At 42.0% G+C, this 14,055-nt stretch carries 11 protein-coding genes; 5 read left to right on the forward strand and 6 right to left on the reverse strand.

Annotated elements, in window-relative coordinates:
* Positions 1-33: 33 nt before the first annotated feature.
* The 6 genes from J8M01_RS07780 to J8M01_RS07805 all read right to left on the reverse strand — a co-directional run bounded on the left by J8M01_RS07780 (position 34) and on the right by J8M01_RS07805 (position 9,155).
* Complete coding sequence (locus J8M01_RS07780) at positions 34-2,448, reverse strand: ABC transporter permease (protein ID WP_211057616.1); 2,415 nt, start codon at positions 2,446-2,448, stop codon at positions 34-36.
* On the reverse strand, positions 2,448-3,167 hold the full coding sequence (locus J8M01_RS07785) for an ABC transporter ATP-binding protein (RefSeq protein ID WP_211052365.1): 720 nt from the start codon (positions 3,165-3,167) through the stop codon (positions 2,448-2,450). Before J8M01_RS07785 ends, J8M01_RS07780 begins: the two co-directional genes overlap by 1 nt.
* Positions 3,168-3,177: 10 nt before the next feature.
* A complete protein-coding gene (locus J8M01_RS07790; RefSeq protein WP_211057617.1) occupies positions 3,178-4,428 on the reverse strand; it encodes an HlyD family efflux transporter periplasmic adaptor subunit in 1,251 nt (416 codons plus the stop codon).
* Positions 4,429-4,974: 546 nt separating this feature from the next.
* Positions 4,975-6,036: a lipocalin-like domain-containing protein gene (locus J8M01_RS07795; RefSeq protein WP_211057618.1), complete on the reverse strand. Its 1,062-nt coding sequence runs from the start codon at positions 6,034-6,036 to the stop codon at positions 4,975-4,977.
* 10 nt (positions 6,037-6,046) lie between these two features.
* A complete protein-coding gene (locus J8M01_RS07800) occupies positions 6,047-8,506 on the reverse strand; it encodes an FtsX-like permease family protein (protein WP_211057619.1) in 2,460 nt (819 codons plus the stop codon).
* Positions 8,499-9,155 carry an ATP-binding cassette domain-containing protein gene (locus J8M01_RS07805; protein ID WP_210995260.1) on the reverse strand — a complete coding sequence of 219 codons (657 nt, stop codon included), beginning with the start codon at positions 9,153-9,155 and terminating at the stop codon, positions 8,499-8,501. Before J8M01_RS07805 ends, J8M01_RS07800 begins: the two co-directional genes overlap by 8 nt.
* A 203-nt stretch (positions 9,156-9,358) precedes the next feature.
* Here J8M01_RS07805 and J8M01_RS07810 point away from each other — a divergent pair, with 203 nt between their 5' ends.
* From J8M01_RS07810 to J8M01_RS24190, 5 genes are all read left to right on the forward strand, one after another.
* A complete protein-coding gene (locus J8M01_RS07810) occupies positions 9,359-10,228 on the forward strand; it encodes a polysaccharide deacetylase family protein (RefSeq protein WP_211057620.1) in 870 nt (289 codons plus the stop codon).
* Between the two features lie 115 nt (positions 10,229-10,343).
* Positions 10,344-12,296: a LodA/GoxA family CTQ-dependent oxidase gene (locus J8M01_RS07815; protein ID WP_211057621.1), complete on the forward strand. Its 1,953-nt coding sequence runs from the start codon at positions 10,344-10,346 to the stop codon at positions 12,294-12,296.
* 5 nt (positions 12,297-12,301) lie between these two features.
* A complete protein-coding gene (locus tag J8M01_RS07820) occupies positions 12,302-13,384 on the forward strand; it encodes an FAD-dependent monooxygenase (protein ID WP_211057622.1) in 1,083 nt (360 codons plus the stop codon).
* 73 nt (positions 13,385-13,457) lie between these two features.
* Positions 13,458-13,643, forward strand: coding sequence for a hypothetical protein (locus tag J8M01_RS07825; RefSeq protein WP_192509820.1), 186 nt, complete (start codon positions 13,458-13,460; stop codon positions 13,641-13,643).
* 266 nt (positions 13,644-13,909) lie between these two features.
* A complete protein-coding gene (locus J8M01_RS24190; protein ID WP_263973716.1) occupies positions 13,910-14,032 on the forward strand; it encodes a hypothetical protein in 123 nt (40 codons plus the stop codon).
* Positions 14,033-14,055: the final 23 nt, after the last annotated feature.

Raw genomic sequence — 14,055 nt, forward strand, 5'->3', positions numbered from 1 at the left:
ATGCCGCACCGTATTTAGTGCGACAGTCAATCCTTATTGATTTCTTAATGCTGATATAAGATCAGATTTAAGTATTTGTTTTACTGGAATAATACAAGCCATATAGGAAAATCCAAGCAACAGTATCAATGACGCCCCAACTTGTAAAGCATCTGGTACCGGCACCGCATCACTATATTGACTCGTCAATGCATACAAACCTAACCCTAATATAATACTCAAAAGTATACCGATTAATAACGGCATGAACGCATCTTTGACAACCAACGTGGTAATACGTTTTGGTTTAGCGCCAACAGCCATTCTGACACCCAGTTCGTAACGACGCATTTGTGTTCCATAAGATACCACCCCATAAATACCTGCGCATGCAAGTAACAACGCTAACACGCTTAAGCTCCCACTCAACCAAGCTGCTAACCGGTATTTGAATACCAAATCTTGACTTGTCTGCTCAACATCCAGAAACTCAAGCACAGCCAAATTAGCATCTATCTTCTCCAATTCCATCACAATATCCGTTTTATTAAACAATGCCTTGTCTGATACTTTCAGCATTAAATTTAAACGCATAGGACTCATAGCAAAATAGGTAACACCCGCGTATTTTTCTTGCGTGAATGCGTTGTAATGATCCGCCACGACCCCAATAACTTCAAAGCCTTGATCAGGTGAAAAGAACATTGACTCACCGACGGCATTCTCTTTACCAAATGCATTGATTGCAACTGAACGACTCACCAACATAACTTTACTTTTGTCTTCAATGTCTGCTTGCGTTAAATTTCTGCCGTAGAGAATTGGCTGCTCCAACACAGAGAAATAATCAAGGCCGATGGTATTAAAACCAAATAATCCGAGGCGGTTCCCTTCCGAATCAATAAATGGACTTGAGAAATCACCTTTTCTGATTGGCGAGATGGTACTTTTTACTGCAGCTTGTACCTGTGGCAACGCTAAAAAATGCTGCTTGAGCTGTTCAATCAACGCCAACTTCGCTTCTCGTGATGGGTAATTGTCACCCGTTTCAATTTGTAAGCTGTACACATTCTCTACATTAATACCCAGTGGTTTTGTTGCCATCTTCAGTGTTGCCTGCAATACAGTTGACGTGGCAAATAACATTAAGCCAGTTAAGGTAACCTGCGATATAACCAAGGTTTTTCGTAAAACCGGTGATATTTGTTTTTGCGTCCCCTTTCCACTTGCCGTCAAATGTTGTTTTAAACGCTCATGATCAACACTTTTGCTCGCCACCCAGGCTAAAACAACCGACAACACCAATGCCACAATCAATGCAAATCCGACGGTCATAACATTGATACCGAGCTCATCTAAACGATTAATCGACCCTTGTGCCAGATATTGTGTCAGTACCAATAGCCATGCTGCCAATAAAAGCCCAAAGGCTGATGCGCTTAGCACGATGATCAAACTTTCCACCAATAAATGCTTAAAAATATGCTTTGGTTTCGCCCCCACGCTTGCACTAATTGCCAACATACTCTGCTTTTTAATCACATGAGACAAATACAAATTCACAATATTGGCAAACGCAATAAGTAACAGTACCAAAGCGCCAGCAAATACCATCAGCGAAATAAATGGATTATCGCCTTTGATCACCTTAGTTAACGGCGCCAAATCAGCTCTATGTTCGTAATCTTTAAAATCAACGGCAAATTCACTACTTTCAATTGACTGTATTAGTGCTCTATCTAGTAACCCTTGCAAAGGGGACAAACTTTGCTTCGCGATATTTTTTTGTATCGTAACTAAATTGCGTGACGCATTTCTAAACTCTTTTTCACTTATTCCTGCTTGCGCCATGGGTAAATATAAACGGCTTTTTCCGTAAAAGCTCAAAGGCTCTGGATCTCGAAAATTATCATTGACGACACCAATAATTTGTAGACTAACGCCATTAAAATCTAAGCTTTGACCAATGACATTAGATGCACCGCCAAAATCAGATTGCCATAGCGAATAAGAAATAACGGTTTCAGGTAATGCGTCTGTTACTTTATCCGTGGCACTAAAGTTTTGCCCTAACACTAACTGTGCACCGAGCAGTGGTAGGTATTCATGACTAACATACATCACCACTTCTACAGGTTTATCCGCTCGACTCGTAATACGGCCACGTCTTTGCGTCAGCATGGCTGATTCATAACCCGCTTGTTTAGACGCTTGGTACATGGCGATTTGCCCGCCCTCACTTTGCCCCCCGATATTATCAATGCCATCTTGATGTAAGTTTTGCTTTAAAACATATAGCTGTTCCGCATTTTTATAAGGGAGCGGCTTAAGCAACACCACCTGATTTAAATTAAATGCCGCCAATAAAGCACCGAGCGTCAATGCCAAAGTTAAGATCATAATGAGGGTAAACCCCGGCGCTTTTTGTAAGCCAGCTACGACCTGCTTGATATGTGAAGTTACTTTCATTATACCGCCTCACTGAGAGCTGGCACGGTAACAATTTTTCCATCTAATAAGTTATATTGCTTAGATGCAAAATTTGCATAACGCGGATCATGCGTCACCATACATATTGTCGTCCCCTGCCGATTCAATGTACGCAACAACGTCATTACCGCATCTCCATTGTGAGAATCTAGGTTGCCCGTCGGTTCATCAACTAGCAATATCGTTGGGGCACCAACCAGTGCTCGAGCAATCGCGATACGCTGCTGTTGCCCACCTGATAATTGATTTGGCCTATGTTCTGCTCGATGTGCCATTTCAACTTGAGTGAGCGCTTTCTTAACCGCTTTATCAATATCGGTTTCTTGTACTGCCGGTTCCCTATAACGCAGCGGAAGCGCTACGTTTTCAAACACACTTAATTCGTCGATCAGATTAAACGACTGAAATACAAAACCAATTTTTAAATTCCTATACTCAGCCCGTTGGTCTAAATCCAAATCTTCAACGGCTTCACCTTCAATGAAATAGCGGCCATCACTTGGTGAGTCAAGCAAACCTAAAATCGAAAGTAATGTTGATTTACCACACCCAGAAGGGCCTGAAATTGATACAAACTCACCTTGGTAAATATCCAAGTCAATTGCTTGTAATGCATGTGTTTCAATACTTTCAGTGAGGTATACTTTACTTAATTGCTTGAGTGAAATGCTCGCTTTTTTATCGATTGATGCTGTCATGATAGAGTCCTTATAATTTTAGTTCGATGGTATCTTCAGCATGCTGATCTATTGCTGATAAGATAAGTTCTTCGCCTTGAGTCGCGCCTGAAAGTAATTGAATTCGTTGGCCACTTCGTTGGCCCAATGCAATCCAAGTTTTTGTCGCACTTTTTCCATTGTCAGAGACTTTGTAAACTTGTACCCGTGTTTGAGGCTTAGCATTAACGGGAATGGGTATCGTCAACGTTTGCGGTATTACCCCTAAATTAATGACCGCAGCAATATTCAGTGAGGGTCGCGCATTATTCGGCAACTGACCGACCAAATCGAGTTCTACTTCAACATGACCGTCTGTCACAACAGGATCGATACGTTTTACCAAAGCATCCGCTTTTCCTCCTCTGGTATCTATCACTGCTGACATGCCTATTTCTAGCCCTTGCAATTCTCTTTGTGGCACTTTTACTAACGCGATTAATGAATCAACACTTCCCACTAAGGCAATCTGAGATCCCATCGCTAAGCTTTGCCCTATTTCGATTGGTAACGTTTGTAGCATGCCGTCAATGCCCGCAACCACGTTAAGCCTTTGAGCTTGTGATTTCGCAAGCGCCATTAAGCTCGCCTTTTCGTTAAGTTTTTGCTCTTCGATTTGCGCAGCCTGTAAGTGCAATTGCGTCACTTTCGCTTTTTTGTTTTCTAAATGTTGATAGCGCAATGTCAATTTATCAACTTTGGCTTGACTGTCCAGTAGATCTAGCGCAGATACAACCCCTTGTTTAGCTAACCCTTTTTCTGCATTAAGACGTGAGAGAGCAACCTGCAAATCGACTTTGAGTTCTTGTAATAACTGCTCATCGGCTAGTTTCTCACGCTCCTGTTTAAGCAAGAGTTGTCCAACAACCGCCTTCTGTGCGTTATATGTCATTTTTGCTTGTAGCACTGCTTGCTCAATTTCAGGGTTACTCAGCTTTACAATCACACTGTCTCTTGTAACTAAGGACCCAGGCTTTATTAATATTTGCTCTACAACTGCACTATAAGGTGCTGTCAAAAATCGCTGTTGCTTTGACTGTAAATTGCCAAACCCCTTTGCTTCTAGCGCCAAATCTTGTTGTGCTACTTTTGCTCGCCATAAATCATGACTTGCTACCGCTGTTTTATCAAAACGATTAATCATCAGTGTCACCAATACACCAACTATCATAATAAGCATAGCCATTATAGCCACCGCTTTACCGCTCAGATGCTTTTTGCTTTCAACCCTAACTTTATCCATGATGAATACCTTTATCCAATTGACATAAGATATAAAGCAAATTCGATACCAAATAAAAAGTACATTTACATCAATCAGTTACAATTTATAAATTGAATAAACCATAGAAATTCCCGAAATCGAGAATACGAAAATTCCCGATTTCGAATTAACCAGCACTACTTAAAGTGCGCTTTTTGAGGGCAATAAAGTTCAAATTTTTGAGAAATATACGATGAAATAGATGCACAAAGTAAAATCACCATTCGCCTACCAGTCATGGTTCTATATATCGGCGAAGAACTAGGGGCTGTTGATCTTTGCTGTTCTATTTTTGTTCTCTTTGAGCATGCTTTTATCGCGGCGCTTAATGTGTGGTTTATAATCTAAGCGAATATTAAGCAACAGAGAGAAAGGGGTGCTCAAAAGAGCCGGTAGGCAGCACTTGATTGGCTTTTCTACTATGTTATCGGCTGACTCACATGGAATAACCATGCTACGCAGCCTCTGCCTTGTATAAAATTCAATCAAGCTGCTGCAAAAACGAACCTGAAAGATCAACAGCCCCTAGTAACCTACAAGTTCTGCATACCCTTTTGCAGTAAAACCTCCAACGCTTGTGACGCGACCTTCCCAATAAGGGATGCTTAATTGGTTCCTAGCGTCTTTATTTACACTGTTAATAATGGTTGTATCAAACCCGGTAACATCAAGGTGCCATTGAGTTGGGTACCGTTTACCATCCAGTGATACGTGCTCAATTGGTTGCAGCGAAATCTGTGAGTCTGCAAGGTGCTGCACTTCACCACTGCTCAAAATATGAGAACCACTACAATGGTCGTATTCTTGCAGCGCATTTCTAATACAAAATACCATCAAGGCCCCATTATCCGCATTATTGGCCTGTAAGCTGAACCAATCCCACCCGGTATGCTTTGGGTCAATCAATGATGACGACCACTCTCTATCCAACCACGCCTTTCCAGTGACTTTATAGCGCTTGCCAAAGAACTCAAGTGCGCCTTTTGCGTGTAAAAATGGGTAACTATAATAATACGACGCATGACCTTGCATCGTTTTTTGGCTGTATCCTTTATCACCATGCAATGCCATTACACTGTTGTGTAACGCCAATTGTGCCGAAAAACCACCTTGCTTCGCCATCAAGTTCAAGGGGAAGGTCTGATCTGCCCCTCCTTTAAGATACCAATCATCGATTCGCGCAACAAAAGGCGCAGCTGCGATTTCAACCTGCCCTGCCCGTGCAAACTTTTCAAATGCTTTGTGCGTTTGGTTATTTTGAATAGCAAAATGTGCAAAGTAAAGTTGCCCATCCCACCAACGAGAACTTCTCGCGTCAGTGTTTCCAACTGACGTACGAAACAAGGTCCACTGCACACCAAATTCAGTGCCATCATCCGCTTCTAAATTTGCTGTTACGTACCACCACTCGATACCTTGCGCTAAGTGCGCCCCATGGTCTTGAGGAAATGAAAGTAACGTATTAGGCTCAACATCCACACCCAACTTCGGGACTGCATTCATAGAAACTTCACGACCCTGTTGCATTGGTTCACACCCAACCAATAGCAAAATGAATAAGCAAATTGATATCACAGAAGTTAACATTGTTATTCCTTTACAAGTGCATGTGTTCACTGGGCGTGTTCCGTATTAATACCTTACGAAGTGGTATGGCGCTAAACACTAACGCTGCGATGAAAATACTGACAATAAAAGTCGTTAACACTGACCAATCTATGGTTAATGCCATGCTCCAGCCAAATGCAATAGGCATAACATAGTTGAGTAGAACCCATCCTAATAACACGCCTAAAGGAACAGCGAGCCCTAAAGTTGCTCCTATAATGAGGCCTGTTTGTAAAAGCTTAGCACCTAAAAGCGTGCGATTTGATACACCCAACCGTTGTAAAACCGTAATGGGTTCTAACTGCTGGCGCCCTAAGGTTAAAAAGCTCACCCACATACCAAATAATGCGATCAATATAATAAAAAAATTCAAAGCACTGGTAACGGTAAACGTACTGTTAAATAGCCTTTTAGCAAACGCTTTAAACTGCCTGTTTTCAATAATTTGCGAGCTATCTAAGGCATGTAATGTCATTAATTCATCTCGAATGCCCGAAGCACTTTTGGCATCTTCAAGCCATAATGATACCCCATATTGCTGAAAGCGAATCGTACTGCTAAGCATGGTATCGGTCGTACTCACAAATGCTAATGCCTGTTCACCATAATCATAAAATACACCCGTTATGACACATTTTAAATAGCGATTTTGTTGCTGAATAATGACTTTATCGCCAACGGAGAACTGATATTTCAGTAACCCAGGTTCATTAATGAGGCATCCGTGGTAGCTTGATTCAACTCGAAAGTGACGAGGCGTAACCGATTTATCTCCTAATAAATTAAGATGTGAATAATATTCACTACTTTGCCCAAAACTCATTAATTTTGCAGAATAAATGTGATCAGACTCTCCCGTATTTTTTATCACTTCAACGGGGGCATGCCAGTACACACCGACCCGCTCAATATCTTGGCGCTGTGCTAATGTATTTTTCAATTCATCTAATTTTTCTTCGACCCGAATATACAAATCGGCACTGAGTCGCTTCGTTAAATGTTTATCAAGTGCATCACTAAAGCTGCCCACCATAATTTGCATGCTGATTGCCGCCCCCACAGCCATCAGCATCGCTAATACCGAAGAAGATAACGCCGACAATTGATTACTACTGTCTGCACGTAGCCATAACAACACCACATTTTTTGTTGGCCAATTAACAACAAATACCGACTTAATCGTAACAGGGGTAACAATAAAAAATAGCATTAATACCCCTACGCAAAGCATTAAGGCCTCCACTTCTGTGACGGCAAAAAAATAGTAATATCCAGTTATAAAAACCGTAACGAAAACAGCAGTAAATCTCAGCCAAACAAACTTTAAATGACGATGACGCACCTGCATCAAGACAAACCCGAACAACACAACCCCATTTAAAATGAACGCGAATAAAACTAGCCACCAATCAAATGATACGACCAATGCCCGATCCAGTTTATAGAGACTTTGTAAGGTGCTTGATACATCTAGCACTAATAAATTAGCTAACACACTGCCTAAAACTGCGCCGAATATGGCAGCAATGAAACTTAGCGCTATCAGCTCAACAATGAGTGCTTTAAGCAACATTTTCATACTACACCCAAGAATAAACAGTTGTTGTTGTAAGGTCTGCCTAGACGTATAAGCCAATTTGATCGCATTAAAACTCAAAAATGCGCCTACCACATATCCTAATAGCGCCAATGCTTTCAGATTCAAGAAAAACGCCTGTGACAACCCATCAAATGCTTGCTCTTCAACACTCTCTACTCGACCAACCGTCGACGTTAGTGCTTTGATAATACTGAGTGCCAGCTGAGGGTCCGCTGTATCATTCGTTACTTCAAAGTAACTAATTTGGCCGTTTGCCTGTAGTAATGTGTCAGCCACATGAATATCAACTAGCCCGCTTTTTCCTAGCCCCTCCATCGCAATGACAGGCATGCTTTGCTCTGCATTTTCGAATATGAGTACGGGGTTGTCGGGGTCTAAACCTAACCGGATAATCATAGTCGGGTCTAAATACAGCGTGTTCAAAAATGACATCGGCATGGCTGCCGTTTGACTTCTTGATAAAGGAGCGGTTACATTTTGTGCTGCCGACGTTTTATTAAGCCACTGCAATAAATTAACCCCTTTTATTCTTAACAGTTGACCGGCTTGGGTTTTTATCGTCCCTTCTAATACTGGTTGCGCTGATGTTACGCCCTTTGCACGCAATTGCTCCCACAGTGCAAAAGGCAGGTAATTTTGCCCTAAAATGGGCCGAATAAAATGACTGATGGGGTGATTAATCATCGCCGTTGTTGACTGATACCGTTTTGCAGCTTCAAAATTGAGGCCTTGGATGGCCGTTAACAAGGCGCTGCCTAAACTCAGACCCACCAGAAAGAGGACGAGTAGTCCAAAGTGACGGCGATAGAACCACCAATATGTCAGTAAAATAAGCTTAAATTCAACCATGCAATTGACCATCTTTCAGTGTCAGTTGCATAGGTAATTGTGAGGCTAACCGCGTACTGTGCGTAACTAATACCAGATTAATTGCACGCTCATCACATAGCTCAATGAGTAACTCGAGTACGTCTTGAGCACGTTGGGTGTCTAAATTTCCTGTTGGTTCATCTGCAAGTAGTAAATTTGGTCGATTTAATAATGCACGCGCGATCCCTACTCGCTGCTGTTCTCCTCCTGATAATTGTTGCGGCAAAGCATCTAACTTATGCGCAATGCCCAACCGCTCTGCCAAACTTATTATTTCATCTTCGCCACAAGGCATTTTATTGAGACGCGCCTGAAAAGTAATATTGTCTTTTACGCTGAGCGGACTGAGTAGCTGATATTGCTGAAAAATAATTCCGATAGAACGGCGGTAATAAGCGAGCTGTTGGGCTTTCAAATCACTAATGACTGTATTATTCACAATCACCTCACCCGAGTCTGGTTGCAGTAAGCCCGCAAGTAAATTCAACAATGTAGATTTACCCGAACCACTATCTCCTACTAACGCAAGTTGTGTTGCTGGTGTAATAGCCAAAGAAATGTCATTCAATATTTTCCGCTTTATATCTCCATCAACGCGTGAAAATATGACATTTTTAAGTTCTATCATCCGTATACCACCCAGAGTGTAAAATTCGACCAATAAATATTATTACAAATTAAAACATAAAGTTATGTATACACATAGTCAAAAATATTACTTCGTAAGGTTTAAGTTAAGAATTATTCAGCATACATTGAGTTAATTGCTATTGCACAGTAAGACCTTCTTCGCTTAGATAATAACGCGTTTTAATTATAAGGAAACATATCATGCAAGCTTTGCATTTCGCATTGAGTCTTGGTCTCTTAACGGCGTCAGTTCTCACAAGCAACACCGTACCAGCATCTGAGCTGGGATCAACAAACACCGATTGGCAAAATTACAATAGCAAAAAATACCTTGGTTTTAAGTATCCGTCGGGCGCTCAAAATGCCGTCAGCATTACCTTTGATGATGCGCGAGACAGCCAAATAACCGTGGGGATGGATATTTTCGCTAAACATCAAGTTAAAGGGACTTTTTATGTTGTGCCTGAAAGTGTATCTCGACAGCTAATTGGGTGGAAAAAAGCCGTTGAATATGGTCATGAAATTGCAAATCATACCAGCAACCATACGTGTACTGGCAATTTTGAATGGCTAAGAGCTAGGGGAATGAGCCTTGAAAATGCCACCCTTGACTGGTTGAAAAATGATATAGGGCAAGCCAATAGCTACCTCAAAACGCACTTAGGTATTACCCCTACCAGTTTTGCCTACCCATGCGGAAACACCTTTGTCGGTCGAGGTGTTGATACGCGCAGCTACGTGCCGCTGATTGCACAACAGTTTCAATTTGGGCGCACATGGAATGATGAGACCGCCAATAACCCAAACTTCACTGACTTTGCTAAGCTGACTGCAATTCGGATTGACGGACAGAGCTTTAAACAAATTAAAACCACGCTTGAATCGGTCAAGCATAATAATAGCTGGATAATTCTTGCCGGACATGAAGTGGGCGAAAAAGGCTTATATACCGTAGATAAAACCGTGCTTGATCAACTTATTACCTATTTAAAAGACCCTAAAAATGGCTATTGGCTAGAGACGGTCAATACCATAGGCAGCTATATAAAACAGCATAGAAAAGCGCCGTAATACGGTGTAATTGTCAATCTTAATATCTCGGCCTACACTTCTGCACTAGAGAAAATGCAGCCTCGATTTGCATTTTAATTATGACATACATGCGTCAATTTAAGGAAGTTTAGGTATGGAAAACACCCCTTGTGATTCAACGATTGTTTCAGCGGCTATCTATCCACCAATCGGTGTAATGCGTGTTGGCAATAGTCCGTCTGAGTACTTTATTGGTCCAGAAGTCAGTGAACCACTCCCACAATCGCCTAGTTTTTACCGTGATAGCACTGGCGCTTTAAAGCGCCAAGCTGCACGTTTTCGGATATATGGATTGAATGCGAACGGCGAAGTCGTTAAGGAGCTGACAGCCAACAATGCCAATATAACGTGGCATGCACAACTTGCGAATCAAAAAGCCTCTTGGTACAAATTTGAAATCGCATTAGATATTCCAGAAGCAGCGGATGCAAAACCTTCTATTTTACGTAACGCCAAAGTAGAAGGTGAAAAGCGACGCGGTTTGTTAATTGACGGTGCTAAACACACTATATCGGGCTGTAATACGCCAGGAAATGATACGCAGTTTGTGGGGCAGTTCAATGAAGTAAAAGTATACTTAGGTGAAATGAGCACTGACTCTCAAGGACGGTTAGTGATGCTAGGTGGGCATGGTAAATCAGCGAATCCACTCGGGCATCAAGCAATTACTTTTGGCAATAACGAGGGCTGGTATGATGATACCTCTGACGGCCCAATTAATGCCGACGTCGTCTATGACGGTGTATCATTATCGGTAAAACCTGGCTGGGTTGTATGTGCACCGCCTGATTATGCCCCGATGCAAAAATCTGTCAGAACAATGTGGGACTTAATGCGCGATATCGCCGTTGGCGCCCACATGTTACCTGTTCCGGGCAAGCCTTCCTTTACCCACGACATTTTACCTATTTTCCAACGTATGACCGACTTACAGTGGGTTAATGCCGGTTTTGCTGCTGGCTTTGGGTGGCAGAGCCCATTTGATTTTACATCAGAACTTTGGCTAACACGTTTAAGTGATCCTTCTGCAACATGGCAAGAATCAAGACGTACTTTGTTTAACAATTTTAGAAATTTAGACACCCAATTTGATATTGGCGAGAACCCTATGTCGGTTACCGCATGGGATCCAACAAACGCATCCTTGTCTCCACAACAATGGCCATGGATCTATGGCGATGCAATGAGCATTGATGCAAACGAGTCACCTCGACAGTTTTTAACGCTGACTCGACTGCAGCTTAATGCATTATCGCAATGGGTTGATGGAGAGTTTATCGCCGATTATGACCCTGCTCGCACAGCACCTACGGCTATTGATGATGTTCCAGTTACAGAGCAACCCGATATGCTGACCAAAGCAGCGATGGATTTTTGTTTGGCTGATGCATTTCATCCTGGCTGCGAAATGACATGGCCGATGCGCAGTGTCGGTATGTATAGTGAAGCCTTTAGATTACGCCATGCTGAGGACACCTCCCCAACACACGATGTTAATTTTGGCCCTGTACTAACACCACATACAGCTCTCTCTTTCGACGGCCCAATAAATAATGGACAAATAGCCGGGGGGATCACCCGCTGGATGGCCATTCCTTGGCAAACAGATACTGCGTCTTGTAGAGATGGATACAATACAGCGCTCGACCCATATTTACCGACCTTTTGGCCTGCGCGCGTCCCAAATAATATGTTAAACCAAGAAAACTACAACAAAGTCATCAACGAAAGTTTACCCATCGATGAGCGACAAGCTGCGTTTAACGAACGAGAGTTTTGGCTTGATGATTTACCCATTGGCCCCACAACTGACTACACGGCACAAATCAACGACATGATTGATAACTTTGATAAATTGGCAGTCGTACTTCCAAAAACGGAAAAAGGCGTGAGTGGCTTTCCAAGTACCATGCAAGTCGGCTTAACACCTGATTCAAATGCCCCCGTTAGCGCATTAAAATCTACAGCTCAGCACAAAGCTAAAAAGGGTATTCGCCCAGATCTAAGCCTAACAGAAAAAGCACATCGCTTTATCAAAAAAAGCTAACAACGATGACAACAACGCAATTGCCAAAAACGCAAGTTGCGATAATAGGAGCTGGTGTAGGGGGCTGTATTGCAGCTCTTGCACTCGCGCCCTATTATTGTGTAACGCTTATTGACAAAGAAGCCGCACCGATTAACAAAATAGGCGAGTCATTAGCACCTGCTGCACTGCGCATTTTAACTCAGCTAAAACTAGCACATTTACTCGATAATAAACGCCACATACTCAGCCATGGTACGTTATCTTATTGGGGCTCGTCTGAACCTACTCTAATAGACAATTTAAGGAACCCAGATGGATTCGGTTGGCACCTAGACAGATCCTACTTTGAAACACAACTACGTAATGCTTGTATTGATGCAAAAATTCACTGCATATGGCCGGCTCAATTAACTGACAGTGTTGCCACAGATGAAGGCTGGCAACTTTCATTGCAACACGACAATAGCCCACTTCAACTCAATGCCAACACCGTGATTGATGCATCAGGTCGTCATTGCGCTTTTGCACGCCAACAAGGTATTACTCGCCAGCAATTTGATAAACTCATGTCAATTGGATTCACTGCAAATGTCAATATCAAAAAGAAAACAGCGCTGATCAGTCACACAGATGAAGGTTGGTGGTATAGCGCTCCAATTCATAACCCTGAAAAAAGCCCGACTCAGGCGCAACAAAAAAGGGTGTTTTCGTGGTACGCAGATGCAAAATTGATAAAAAATGCACGTATAACTGACCCATCTCAGCTATTAAATCGGGCTAAAAGTATACCTGGATTCACCATACTTTCATCCAGAATAGAAGAGAAAAATGCGCAACTACACCCTCTAGTGGCAGCGAATTCGTCAAAGTTAGTGAGTTGCTCTGGTAAGAATTGGTTTGCTTTAGGGGATGCTGCCCTAAGCTTTGATCCGCTGTCTTCTCAAGGCATGTTCAATGCGATGGCCTGTGCTATTCAATTAAGCGAATTACTTATAAATAATGGTTTAACGCACGCTGAGAATATACCGCTATACCAACAACAAGTAGACAAAATTTGGCTTAGCTACCTCGCTCATCGAGCGCTCTATTACAAAATGGTATCATAAAAACAAATAAACTATTTACATTTAAAGAACAATATGTAAACGTAACAGGGACTTAAATAAAAGGATACTTACAATGAAAATGACGTTAAATAAAAAGAATATAAAGCTATTATCACAACAACAAGATTTAGCTACAAAACACACTCCAGCAATTGCTGGCGGTCGAGTGCCTGATACGGTATTTTGCCGTACAAAAATCGAATCTTGTAAAGTGGTCTGTTTTTGGTCAATTCAAGGCGGCGATCATACCTGTATTTAAATTCACAGTTTAGATCTCGGTAGTCGTGCCGTTTTATACATCGTAATAACGCACTTCTACCGCTTAGTCTCCTTCCTCATGCAACTTTATTAAAAACCCACAGAAAGCTATGTGTTCACCAAAAAGCCACGTATAATTCCCGCGTTTAAAAATTTATGTTTGCTTAAATTTCAATATTTTATCACTTGAGGTAATTCATGCTGCTCGATGCCATTTTCGTTAATTTTATTATCATCAGTTTTTGTTTGGCCGTAACTTGTATCATTATGGCAATCACTAAAAAATCATCCAGCAAAGAAGCTCGTTTACAAACCAAAGTTGAATACGGGTTGTTTGCCAGCAGCGGGATTATTGCAGGTGCGCTCGCCCTATATGGTTATGTTGGATAAAGCCTCCTGACACTCCCTGACAG

Origin of the sequence: Pseudoalteromonas sp. MMG005 (assembly GCF_018101015.1) — a bacterium.
Classification (GTDB): Bacteria; Pseudomonadota; Gammaproteobacteria; order Enterobacterales; family Alteromonadaceae; genus Pseudoalteromonas; species Pseudoalteromonas aurantia.

Excerpts from the sequence above, each read along its gene's own strand:
- J8M01_RS07780 (WP_211057616.1), bottom strand. The coding sequence starts at position 2,448 with ATGAAAGTAACTTCACATATCAAGCAGGTCGTAGCTGGCTTACAAAAA.
- J8M01_RS07785 (WP_211052365.1), bottom strand. The coding sequence starts at position 3,167 with ATGACAGCATCAATCGATAAAAAAGCGAGCATTTCACTCAAGCAATTA.
- J8M01_RS07790 (WP_211057617.1), bottom strand. The coding sequence starts at position 4,428 with ATGGATAAAGTTAGGGTTGAAAGCAAAAAGCATCTGAGCGGTAAAGCG.
- J8M01_RS07795 (WP_211057618.1), bottom strand. The coding sequence starts at position 6,036 with ATGTTAACTTCTGTGATATCAATTTGCTTATTCATTTTGCTATTGGTT.
- J8M01_RS07800 (WP_211057619.1), bottom strand. The coding sequence starts at position 8,506 with ATGGTTGAATTTAAGCTTATTTTACTGACATATTGGTGGTTCTATCGC.
- J8M01_RS07805 (WP_210995260.1), bottom strand. The coding sequence starts at position 9,155 with ATGATAGAACTTAAAAATGTCATATTTTCACGCGTTGATGGAGATATA.
- J8M01_RS07810 (WP_211057620.1), top strand. The coding sequence starts at position 9,359 with ATGCAAGCTTTGCATTTCGCATTGAGTCTTGGTCTCTTAACGGCGTCA.
- J8M01_RS07815 (WP_211057621.1), top strand. The coding sequence starts at position 10,344 with ATGGAAAACACCCCTTGTGATTCAACGATTGTTTCAGCGGCTATCTAT.
- J8M01_RS07820 (WP_211057622.1), top strand. The coding sequence starts at position 12,302 with ATGACAACAACGCAATTGCCAAAAACGCAAGTTGCGATAATAGGAGCT.
- J8M01_RS07825 (WP_192509820.1), top strand. The coding sequence starts at position 13,458 with ATGAAAATGACGTTAAATAAAAAGAATATAAAGCTATTATCACAACAA.
- J8M01_RS24190 (WP_263973716.1), top strand. The coding sequence starts at position 13,910 with ATGGCAATCACTAAAAAATCATCCAGCAAAGAAGCTCGTTTACAAACC.